The organism is Candidatus Methylomirabilota bacterium (assembly GCA_036002485.1).
In the GTDB taxonomy this organism is placed as follows: domain Bacteria; phylum Methylomirabilota; class Methylomirabilia; order Rokubacteriales; family CSP1-6; genus AR37.
Window position 1 is genome coordinate 1 of the sequence record DASYTI010000189.1, and the last position, 9937, is coordinate 9937.

Annotated in this window: 12 protein-coding genes; 8 read left to right on the forward strand and 4 right to left on the reverse strand. The window is 67.5% G+C overall.

Features of this window, described 5'->3' with window-relative positions; genetic code table 11:
- On the reverse strand, positions 1-945 hold a 945-nt coding region (locus VGT00_17150), incomplete at its 3' end, for a DNA polymerase ligase N-terminal domain-containing protein (GenBank protein HEV8533154.1).
- A 131-nt stretch (positions 946-1076) separates the two neighbouring features.
- On the opposite strand from VGT00_17150, the gene VGT00_17155 reads away from it, so the two are divergent.
- The 5 genes from VGT00_17155 to VGT00_17175 all read left to right on the forward strand — a co-directional run bounded on the left by VGT00_17155 (position 1077) and on the right by VGT00_17175 (position 4794).
- Positions 1077-1982, forward strand: coding sequence for a Ku protein (locus VGT00_17155; protein HEV8533155.1), 906 nt, complete (start codon positions 1077-1079; stop codon positions 1980-1982).
- Between the two features lie 4 nt (positions 1983-1986).
- Positions 1987-2823, forward strand: a complete 837-nt coding sequence (locus VGT00_17160) for a tetratricopeptide repeat protein (GenBank protein ID HEV8533156.1) — start codon at positions 1987-1989, stop codon at positions 2821-2823.
- A 12-nt stretch (positions 2824-2835) separates the two neighbouring features.
- Entirely contained in the window at positions 2836-3762 is a 927-nt protein-coding gene (locus tag VGT00_17165) for an LLM class flavin-dependent oxidoreductase (GenBank protein HEV8533157.1), read from the forward strand.
- A gap of 141 nt (positions 3763-3903) precedes the next feature.
- Positions 3904-4170 (forward strand): hypothetical protein, encoded by a 267-nt coding sequence (locus VGT00_17170; protein HEV8533158.1) that lies wholly within the window; start codon positions 3904-3906, stop codon positions 4168-4170.
- 192 nt (positions 4171-4362) lie between these two features.
- Complete coding sequence (locus VGT00_17175; GenBank protein ID HEV8533159.1) at positions 4363-4794, forward strand: hypothetical protein; 432 nt, start codon at positions 4363-4365, stop codon at positions 4792-4794.
- 27 nt (positions 4795-4821) lie between these two features.
- Here VGT00_17175 and VGT00_17180 read toward each other — a convergent pair whose 3' ends face one another.
- The 3 genes from VGT00_17180 to VGT00_17190 are packed head-to-tail and all read right to left on the reverse strand — an operon-like array spanning position 4822 to position 6395.
- Positions 4822-5130 carry a hypothetical protein gene (locus tag VGT00_17180; protein HEV8533160.1) on the reverse strand — a complete coding sequence of 103 codons (309 nt, stop codon included), beginning with the start codon at positions 5128-5130 and terminating at the stop codon, positions 4822-4824.
- Complete coding sequence (locus VGT00_17185) at positions 5127-5576, reverse strand: MerR family transcriptional regulator (protein HEV8533161.1); 450 nt, start codon at positions 5574-5576, stop codon at positions 5127-5129. Before VGT00_17185 ends, VGT00_17180 begins: the two co-directional genes overlap by 4 nt.
- Positions 5577-5630: 54 nt before the next feature.
- On the reverse strand, positions 5631-6395 hold the full coding sequence (locus VGT00_17190; GenBank protein HEV8533162.1) for an enoyl-CoA hydratase/isomerase family protein: 765 nt from the start codon (positions 6393-6395) through the stop codon (positions 5631-5633).
- Between the two features lie 111 nt (positions 6396-6506).
- Here VGT00_17190 and VGT00_17195 point away from each other — a divergent pair, with 111 nt between their 5' ends.
- The 3 genes from VGT00_17195 to VGT00_17205 form a co-directional block, all read left to right on the forward strand.
- Positions 6507-7334 carry a transporter substrate-binding domain-containing protein gene (locus VGT00_17195; GenBank protein ID HEV8533163.1) on the forward strand — a complete coding sequence of 276 codons (828 nt, stop codon included), beginning with the start codon at positions 6507-6509 and terminating at the stop codon, positions 7332-7334.
- Between the two features lie 137 nt (positions 7335-7471).
- Positions 7472-8995 carry an amidase gene (locus VGT00_17200; GenBank protein HEV8533164.1) on the forward strand — a complete coding sequence of 508 codons (1524 nt, stop codon included), beginning with the start codon at positions 7472-7474 and terminating at the stop codon, positions 8993-8995.
- Positions 8996-9000: 5 nt separating this feature from the next.
- On the forward strand, positions 9001-9937 hold a 937-nt coding region (locus VGT00_17205; GenBank protein HEV8533165.1), incomplete at its 3' end, for a hydantoinase/oxoprolinase family protein.

Below are 9937 nucleotides of genomic sequence, written 5' to 3' on the forward strand. Positions count from 1 at the left end.
GGCTTCGATCTCCCGCGGATCGGTCAAGGTCATGCGCGGCTGAAGCCGCTGGAAGCTCGGCCGGCCGCTCTCGTCGAGAGCCACGATCTCCCCGTCGATCACGAAGTGCTCGACGGGCAAGGCCAGGAGGGCGCGCACCAGGTCGGGATAGCGTCCGGTGATCAGCTGGCCGCTCCGCCCGTAGAGCTCCACCTGCTCGCCACGTCGCGCGGCCAGCACCCGAACCCCGTCGAACTTGATCTCGAAGAGCCAGCCCTTCCCGGAAGGTGGACGCTCGTCCAGCGTGGCGAGCATGAAGGGCTGGGAGCGCGCCGCCACCTCGCGCCGCGGAGCGTCGAGCGCTTCGAGGTGCTGTCGGATGGAAGCGAGCCGGCCCGGCACGTCGGCCATCTCCTCCACGGTGAGGCCCGAGAGAATCGATTGCGGGTACCGATCCACCAGCTCCTCGCTCGCCACCGCGCCGTCCGCCTTCTTGAGGAGCAGCCACTCCTTTTCCTGGCCCGACATGCGGGCGAGCGTCCAGCGCCCCCGGAGCTTGTAGCCGAAGAGCTCGACCTCGAGCTTCCCCCGGCGGAGCTGCTCCAGCGCGTCCTCGGGCTTCGCCGACCGGTACCACCCGCGGTCCCACACGATGACCGAGCCCGCGCCGTAGTTGCCGGGGGCGATCACCCCTTCGAAATCCGCGTACTCGATGGGGTGATCCTCCACGTGCACGGCCAGGCGCTTTTCCTCGGCATGCACGGACGGGCCCTTGGGCACGGCCCAGCTCTTGAGGACGCCGTCCATCTCGAGGCGCAGGTCATAGTGCAGGCGCCGCGCGGCATGTTTCTGGACCACGAACATCCGGCCGCCCGCCAGCCGGCGGCCACCGAACGGCTCGGGTGTCCGCTCCGGGTCGCGCTTCTTCCGATACGCCTCGAGCTGCGGTGCCCGCTCCTCGATCACAATCCCTGGCCCCTTTCCCCGCCGCCTACCACAAGCCGTGTACGTCGCCGTCCAGAGTCTTGGAGCATAGCCGGAGCCGTGCTACCGTGCCAACTCTCACAAATCCTCACTTCCCAGGGAGGGCGTCGGCCATGCCTCCGCATTCACTTGGCTCGGGAACCATCTCGTTCGGGCTCGTCTCCATTCCCGTCAAGCTCTACACGGCCGCCTCGGCGGGCGGGGTCAGCTTCAACCAGCTCCACGTCAAGTGCGGCAACCGCCTCCGCCAGCAGATGTTCTGTCCGGTAGACAACGAGGTGGTGGACCGGAGCCAGATCGTGAAGGGATACGAGTTCGCGAAGGACCAGTACGTCCGCTTCACGGACGAGGAGATCAAGTCGCTCGAGGGCGAGGCCTCCAAGGTCATCGACATCGCCGAGTTCGTGCCGCTCTCGACCGTGGACCCCATTTATTTCGAGAAGACGTACTACTTGGGGCCGGACAAGGGCGGTGAGAAGCCGTACCGGCTCCTGGCCGACGCGATGGCGAAGATGGAGCGTGTCGCCCTCGCCAAGTTCGTCATGCGCGGGAAAGAGAGTCTCGTCCTTGTTCGCCCATCTCAGCGCGGGCTGATGCTGCACACGATGTACTTCGCCGACGAGGTGCGGGATTTCGGCGAGGTCGGCAAGGGCGAGTCGGCCACGCTCAAGGAAGGCGAGATGGGCCTGGCGGAGCGGCTGATCCAGGAGCTCTCGGGCGACGAGTTCAAGCCGGAGCAGTACCAGGACGACTACCGGCAACGGGTGCTTGATCTCGTGAACCTCAAGGTGGAGGGCAAGGAAGTCACCACGGTCACGCCCGAGGTGCACCGGGCGCAGGTCATCGATCTCATGGATGCCCTCAAGCAGAGCCTGGCCAAGCGGGCGGGATCCCGCGCCGAGGCGCCCGAGAGAAAGGCCCCGGCCGCGGCGATGTCCAAGAAGCCCGCCGTCAAGGCGACGAAGCGGGAAGGCGGCGAAGAGAAGACCGAGAAGAAGGCCCAAGCCGGAAAGAAGTGATGTAATGACGTACTTCACCACCCGCGAGGTGGCGAAGATCACCGTCCTCCCGGAGAGCCGGATCCGCTCGTGTGTGCGGGCGGGATTGCTCGCGCCCCGCCGGGGCCGCCGGGGTCAGCTCGCGTGGAGCTTCCAGGACCTGCTGCTCCTCAAGACGACCAAGGGTCTGCTGGATGCCCGCATCCCCATGGCGCGCATCCGGCGCATGATGGGCTCACTCAAGCGTCAGCTCCCGGACGACCAGACCTTGTCCAGCCTGACGATCTACGCCGACGGGCGTCGCGTGGTCGCCTGGGACGGAACCGCGCGGTGGCAGCCGGACTCCGGCCAGTTCCTCTTCAACTTCGACGTCCAGACCGTCGCCGCCAAGGTGAACCTGCCGGAGCGACGGCCGGATCCCGCGGTGGCCCCGCCTCGCGAGCCCACGCGGACGGCGGAGCAGTGGTTCGACCTCGGCTGCGAGCTCGATCCCTCCTCACCGGAGGAAGCGGGCCACGCCTATCAACACGCGCTCGAGCTGGATCCGTCGCTCGCCGACGCCCACGTCAACCTGGGCCGCCTCTACCACGCCGCTGGTCAGCCCGCCCAGGCGGAGGCGCACTACCGCGCCGCCGCGCAGCAGATGCCCGATGACCCGATCGCGCACTTCAATCTGGCCGTGCTGCTGGAGGAGCGGGGGCGCGCCGACGAAGCCATCCAGGCCTATCAATGCGCGCTGCGGGCCAAGCCCGACTTCGCCGATGCCCACTACAACCTCGGCCTGCTCTTCGACGGCCTCGGCAAGCGCGCGCTGGCCATGACGCACTTGCGCACCGCGCGCAAGCTCTACGGCCGTCCCTGAAAGGAGACTTCAATGGCGGAACGACTCGGACTCGCGGTTATTCCCGGGGTGGGCTGGCGTGCGAATGAGATCCAGACGATCGCCCGCGAAGCGGAGGATGCAGGGTTCGATGCGATCTTCGCCGCCGAGGTGAACAACGATGTCATGGCGACCGTGCAGCTCATGGGCGCCGCCACACGGCGCATCCAGGTCGGCACGTGGATTGCCAACATTTACGTTCGTCATTCCTACGTCTGCGCGCAGGGCGCGGCGCTCATCGCCGACGCCACCGAGGGCCGTTTTGTTCTGGGACTTGGGGTCAGCCATCCACCGGTGAACAAGGCCCTTGGTATCGACATGGGGGATGCTCCAAGCGCATTGCGTCGTTACGTCACCGCCGTGCGCAGCTGGCTGAAGGGCGAGGGGCCGGCGACCCATCTTCCTCAGCGACCAGCCGTGCAGCCAGTGCCGCTCTACGTTGCCGCGGTCAGTTCACGTACGGTTGAGCTCGCGAGCGAGCTGGCGGACGGCATCATGCCGTTTCTCTGGTCGGCGGAGCGCGTCAAGAAGAGTGAGGTGTGGATCGATCGCGGTCGGGCCAAGGCGTCCGGCCTCGGCAAAGTCGATGTGACTCTGGGGCTTCCGAGCTTCGTCGGCGACGACGTGAAGGAGATGCGCGAAGCGGCACGCGCCAACCTTGCCCTGTACACGACGTTCCCGTTCTTCCAGCGGCTTTTCCGCGCGAGCGGGTTCGCGGCCGAAGCCGATCAGATGGAGAAAGGGGGGGGAGGCGCCTCGCTGAGTGACCGGATTCTGGATGCCGTGTGCCTCACTGGCCCGATGGCGCGCTGCCGGGAACAGCTCGCGGCGTTTCGCAGCGCCGGCGTCGACCTGCCGATCCTCGTCGCTCCGATCGGCGTCGCCGGCGCGCGCGACGTGATCAAGGCCTTTCGCCGTTAGCGAAAGGATTCAGATGCCTTTCCTCATTGAGGTGATGGCAGCAAGGCTCTTGGATCCCTCTCCCCCAATGGGGCAGAGGGCCCCGCAAGGCTCTTAGATCCCTCTCCCCCATTGGGGGCGAGGGCCGGGTGAGGGGGAGCTGTGACGCGACGCCCGACCCGTCCACGCCCAAAGCAGCGTGCCAAGAAGCCGCCCACCCCCCACACTCCCGAAGAGCTTGCCCGCGCCGCCACCGCCCACGGCGCCCCGGCCGGGCCGTCCGGGGACAAGGTTAAAGTCCCCCTGACCCTCACGCTGAGCCGCGCGCAAGCCGAGCGCCTGACGGCCCGGGCGATTCGCGAAGGGAAGAATCTGGACGCCCTCGTGGCGGAGATTCTCGAAAAGGCGGCCGGAGCGCCCGACGCTTGAGGCGAGGGCAACAAGAAGCTTGGATCCCTCTACCCATTGAAGAGAGGGCCGTAAGGATCTTGGACCCCTCAGCGGAGAGGGCAGGGCGCCCCAGCTTTCATCCCTCTCCCCCATTGGGGGAGAGGGCCGCAGTTCGAGCCGAGACGCCCGCCTGGGGCGGTGAGGCGAGGGCTGAGTAGGTGAGGGGGAGATGTGAAGCGGCTCGTTCGGTATCTCCTCACGGCTGCCGTCGTGCTGATCGTGCTCGTGGTGGGGTTCTTCGGCCTGGTGCTGGTCGCCTCCGAGCTTGGAGGCGAGGTCATCACCCTTCACACGCAGACGGCGAGCGGCGAGAAACGCACTCATCTGTGGGTCGTCGACGACGCCGGCTTCGCCTGGGTGCGCGCCGGCATGTCCGGCTCGGGCTGGCTCGCGCGCATCGAGCGGAACCCCATTGTCCTGGTAGAGCGCGGCGGACGGCTGATCCGCTACCGCGCCGTGCCCGTGCGCCAGCCGCAGGTCCGTGACCGGATCCATGCGCTGATGCTCGAGAAGTACGGGAGGGCCGACCGGCTGGTGAGCGTGCTTCGCGATCCCGCTCAGTCCGTGCCCGTGCGCCTCGAGCCCCTCGGCCCAGCTCGCTAGAATCCGCTGCGTCCGGCTGGCGCTCCGTCAGGCCTTCTGACTCAGTTGCGCGCCCAGGAACGTCTTGACACCCGGCCCGCCCGTCAATCTGAGCAACACGCCGTCGCGCTCCGACCAGGCGAGCCCGAAGTCGAGGAATGAGCAGCACCGGCGCTCGAGGGTGATCCACTCGGCCACCTTCACAAACAGCGCCGGATCCGACGGGAAGCGCACGGCATATCCGTCCGGGAGTTCGCGGGTCTCGCCCGCGCCTTTCATCGCTGTCCGGAGTTCCCGGTAGCGAACCGTCTGGCGACCCTCCAACACGTCGAGTCGGCACGTCAAGGTGTTCGTCATCGCTCACTCCTTTCGGGTGAGATTGCCTTTGACACAATTGGGCAATTGCCGTGGCAGCGGCATCCCGCGATCGCGAGCAGCTCGCGCTTCACGGTGACGAGGCGGCGGATCTTTTGGTCTATCTCGTCGATCTTCGCGGCCGCGCGAGACCTGACGTGCCGCGTTCGCCCGCGGACGTGATCCCGCGGTATCCGCGACAGCTCAACGATCTCGCGGAGCGTGAACCCTAGGCCCTGTGCCCATTTGACGAGCCGCACGCGCTCCACTGTCTCAGCGGGATACGCTCGGTAACCCGAGGTCCGCCGCGGCGGAGGCGGGATGAGCCCGCGGCGTTCGTAGTACCGCAATGTCTCCCGGTGCACGCCAGCCCGGGCCGCGACTTCACCTGCCCGCAGCGCTATTTTCTCCATCGTCATCCTCCAAGAGGATCCTGCACCCTGTATCATGGTCCGGAGTCAAGTCCTTCTTTGCGACGCCGCCATGAGTCGTGTGGCCGTTCCTTAGCTCTTCTTCCGTCGCTTGGCGAGAAACTCTTCCATGTGGCGCTTGGCATCGCCCGCGGCGAAGGCGTCGTGCTGCGCCTCGACGCAGAAGCGCGCCGTGGCCCGGAAGTGCTCCTCGGTCAGTCGCCGCGCCCACTCCTTGTCGAGCTTGAGGGCGAGGGGGGCGTAGCCGGCGAGCTTGCCGGCCAGGGCCAGGGCTTCGCGGCGGAGCCGGGCCGGCGGGACCACCTTGCAGGTGAGCCCGGCCTGGAGCGCCTGGTGAGCGTTCAGCGTGTCGCCGCTCAGCACGAGGTAGAGGCTCCGGCTCATGCCGATGAGGTGCCAGAGGAGGCCGAGCCCGAAGATTGCCGGGATCCCGTCCTGGATCTCCGGCATGCCGTACTTCGCAGTGGTCGATGAGATGCGAATGTCGGCGAGGAGCGCCAGCTGACAGCCCGCGCCCATGGCCCAGCCGCTCACCGCCGCGATGATGGGCACGTGCAGCGCGCGGAACTTCTCGTAGAGGCGTTCGTACTCCCGCACCCACTCCTCGGCGCCCGCCCCGTCCAGGTCCTTGGCCTCGTTCAGGTCCTGCCCCGCGCTGAAGGCCTTCCCCGCGCCGATCAGGACGACGGCGCGGATACCGGGATCCGCGGCCACGCGCCCAAGCGCCTCCGCGAGCTCGCCCTTGAGAGCCCGGCTCAGCGCGTTCAGCACGCGGGGGCGGTTGAGGGTGATCACGGCAATGTCCGCCTTCCGCTCGAAGACGATGTTCGAGTACATGGGGCCTCCTCTCAACCTCGGTTGCGCCGAGACAACATTGCGAGCATCTCATAGCGGATACGTCTACGCCCCGAGGTCGAAGCGAGATATGGTCTACGAAAGGAGGTCACTATGGGACGCACCGCGCTGATGCTGGCTCTGACCCTGGCCCTTGGAATCGCAGCAGGGGTCATCGGAGAACAAATCCTGAATGCCCAGCAGGTGTCCGACCCGCGGGTCGCGGATCTCGTGCGGGCCGGTAGGGTTCGAGTTGGGTTGGGCTTAGTTCCAACATTCGCCACCAAGGACCCAGTGACTGGTGAGTTACGCGGGGTGGCAATGGAGCTCGCTCGCGCACTCGCAGCGCGCCTCGGGGTTGAGGTCCTGCCGGTCGAATACCCGAGCCCTCCTAGCGTCCTCGAAGGCCTGAAGGCCGACGCGTGGGACATGGGGTTTCTAGGGATCGACCCAGCTCGGCTCGCTCAGGCAGATTTCTCCCCCCCATATCTGCAAGTGGACTCGACCTATTTGGTGCCCGCTGACTCTTCAATCCGCAACGTCGCGGACGCGGACAACCCGGGTCTTCGCATCGCGGTCACGCGCAATAGCGTCGAGGACTTCGCTTTGACCCGCATGCTAAAGCAAGCCGAATTGGTGCGCGTCGAGACTATAGGCGCCGGCTTCGACGTATTGCGCGCCGGAAATGCCGAAGTGTTCGCAATCCCCCGCCCCACGGCGCTCCAGTTTTCGGGGCGGCTGCCCGGCTCGCGCGTGGTGGAGGACCGCTTCCACGCCGTCTTCCATGGGATCGCTGTCCCTAAAGGCCAGGCGGGACGGCTTGCCTACGTCAGCGAGTTCATCGAAGAGGCGAAGGCTTCGGGGTTGGTCCGGCGGTCAGTAGAGCGCGCTGGCTTGCGCGGGGTTCAGGTAGCACCCGCGGGAACTCCAAGCACCCGGTAGCACCTACGAGATGGTCGGCCCAGCACGGATGCCGCGTACGCACGCTCGCGGGACCGGTGGTAGGATGCGTACTCACCTAGCGGCCCGACGCCGGTTTCCCGCGCTGGTCGCGCCACGCACAGCCAAGGAGGTCCCTCATGGCCAGTGTCAAGCTCCCCACGCCCTCTGAGCTCGTCGCCGTCGGCAAGCAGCTCGGGATGAACCTTTCGGACAACGACGTCGCCTTCTTCCTCGAGACGATGACGGGAAGCGTGGCGGCCTACGGCCTCCTCGACGGTATGGCCGACAATCTGCCTGCCGTCCGCTATCCGCGCTCGCCTGGCTACCGCCCCGAGGGCGAGGAGAACAGATACAACGCCTGGTACTACAAGTCCGAGGTCAAGGGGGCCCCGACGGGAAAGCTCGCGGGCAAGCGCGTCGCCCTCAAGGACAACGTCTGCCTGGCCGGCGTGCCCATGATGAACGGCGCCTCCACGCTCGAGGGCTACGTGCCTGACGTGGACGCCACCATCGTGACCCGGATCCTCGACGCCGGCGGCACCATCGCGGGCAAGGTCCACTGCGAGTACTTTTGCTTCTCCGGGGGCAGCCATACGAGCGCGGCGGGCCCCGTCCACAATCCGCGCAAGATGGGGTATTCGGCGGGCGGGTCGTCCTCCGGTAGCGCCGCGGTCGTCGCCGCCGGCGAGGTGCCCATGGCGATCGGCGGTGATCAGGGCGGCTCCATCCGCATCCCCGCCTCGTACTGCGGGATCTACGGGATGAAGCCGACTCACGGCCTCGTGCCCTACACGGGCGTCATGCCGATCGAGCTGACTCTCGATCACACCGGCCCGATGTCGGCGACCGTCGCCGACAACGCGCTCCTCCTCGAGGTGCTGGCCGGCCCCGACGGCCTCGATCCGCGCCAGGTCGGGGTGAAGGTCGACACGTACACCAGGGCCCTCACCGGCGACGCCACCGCGCTTCGCATCGGCGTGGTCAAGGAAGGCTTCGGGCTCCCCAACTCGGAGAGCGTCGTCGACGCGCTCGTGCGCAAGGGCGCCGAGCGCTTCAAGGAACTGGGCTCGATCGTGGAAGAGGTGTCGATCCCCATGCACTTGCTCGGGCCCGCCATCTGGACACCCATTGCGCTGGAGGGTGCGACCTGGCAGATGATGAACGGCAACGGGTATGGGTTCAACTGGAAGGGTCTCTACGTGACCAGCCTCATCGACGCCCATGCCAGCTGGCGCGCCCGCGCCGACGAGCTGTCCGACACGCTCAAGACGTCCATCCTGTTCGGACAGTATGTCCTGAACAAGCACCGCGGGCACTACTACGCCAAGGCCCAGAACCTCGCCCGCAAGCTCAAGGCCGCCTACGACGCCGTGCTCGAGCGTTACGACCTTCTGCTGATGCCGACGCTGCCGATGCGGGCGACGAAGATCCCCGCACCGGACGCGCCGCGGATGGAGATCATCGCGAGGGCCTTTGAGATGCTGGCGAACACGGCGCCCTTCGACGTCACCGGCCACCCGGCGCTGACGCTGCCGTGCGGTACGAGCGGCGGGCTGCCCGCCGGCCTCATGCTGGTCGGGAAGCACTGGGAGGAGTCGACCATCTACCGGGCCGCTCACGCCTTCGAGCAGTCGCACGACTGGATGAAGGTGACGGCCTGACCGACGTGGGACGCTACCGGCTCGGCATCGACATCGGAGGTACGTTCACCGACTTCAGCCTCCTGGACGAGGTGACGGGCGAGCTCTCGAGCTTCAAGTCCCCGACGGTGGCCGGCGATCCCGGACGCGGCGTCCTCGACGGGGTCCGCGCGTTCGTGACCGAGCGGGGCCTCGACCCCGGGGCCATCGACTACCTGGTCCACGGCACGACCATCGCCGTCAACACCGTCATCCAGCGCAACGGCGCCTCGCTGGGGCTCCTGGTCACCGCGGGCTTCGGCGACCTGCTCGAGATCCAGCGGCTCCGGCTCGCCAGCCCGGTCAACTTCACGGCCACGCGCCCGCTGCCTCTCATCCCGCGCTACCGGGTGGGCGAGGTGACCGAGCGCATCCTGGCCGACGGCACCGTCGACACCACGCTCGACCGCGAGGAGCTCCTCCGCGAGGCGACGCGGCTCGTCGAGCGAGAGGGCGCCGAGGCTCTCGTCGTCTCGTTCGTCAACGCGTACCGGACGCCCGCGCACGAGGCGGAGGCCCGCAAGGTGCTGGCCGAGCGCTTCCCCGACCTGCACGTCACCTGCTCGCACGAGGTCTGGCCCCAGATCCGCGAATATGAGCGCACGATGGTGGCCATCCTGAGCGCCTACGTGCGGCCTCGCGTGGACCGGTACCTGGGGCAGCTCGAGCGGGAGCTGGGCGCGGTCGGCGTGCGAATGCCGCTCTACATCACGAAGTCGAACGGCGGCGTGACGACCGCCCGGGATGCGCGCCAGGCCACGGCGGAGACGATGCTCTCGGGCCCGGCCTCGGGTGTCATCGGAGCCACGGCCGTCTGCGTCCGGGCTGGATACCGCGACCTGATCACCTTCGACATGGGCGGCACCAGCGCGGATATCGCACTGGTTCGCGCCGGCCGGCCCCTGTACTCGACCGACGAGACCG

Excerpts from the sequence above, each read along its gene's own strand:
- VGT00_17155 (HEV8533155.1), top strand. The coding sequence starts at position 1,077 with ATGCCTCCGCATTCACTTGGCTCGGGAACCATCTCGTTCGGGCTCGTC.
- VGT00_17160 (HEV8533156.1), top strand. The coding sequence starts at position 1,987 with ATGACGTACTTCACCACCCGCGAGGTGGCGAAGATCACCGTCCTCCCG.
- VGT00_17165 (HEV8533157.1), top strand. The coding sequence starts at position 2,836 with ATGGCGGAACGACTCGGACTCGCGGTTATTCCCGGGGTGGGCTGGCGT.
- VGT00_17180 (HEV8533160.1), bottom strand. The coding sequence starts at position 5,130 with ATGACGAACACCTTGACGTGCCGACTCGACGTGTTGGAGGGTCGCCAG.
- VGT00_17185 (HEV8533161.1), bottom strand. The coding sequence starts at position 5,576 with ATGATACAGGGTGCAGGATCCTCTTGGAGGATGACGATGGAGAAAATA.
- VGT00_17190 (HEV8533162.1), bottom strand. The coding sequence starts at position 6,395 with ATGTACTCGAACATCGTCTTCGAGCGGAAGGCGGACATTGCCGTGATC.
- VGT00_17195 (HEV8533163.1), top strand. The coding sequence starts at position 6,507 with ATGGGACGCACCGCGCTGATGCTGGCTCTGACCCTGGCCCTTGGAATC.
- VGT00_17200 (HEV8533164.1), top strand. The coding sequence starts at position 7,472 with ATGGCCAGTGTCAAGCTCCCCACGCCCTCTGAGCTCGTCGCCGTCGGC.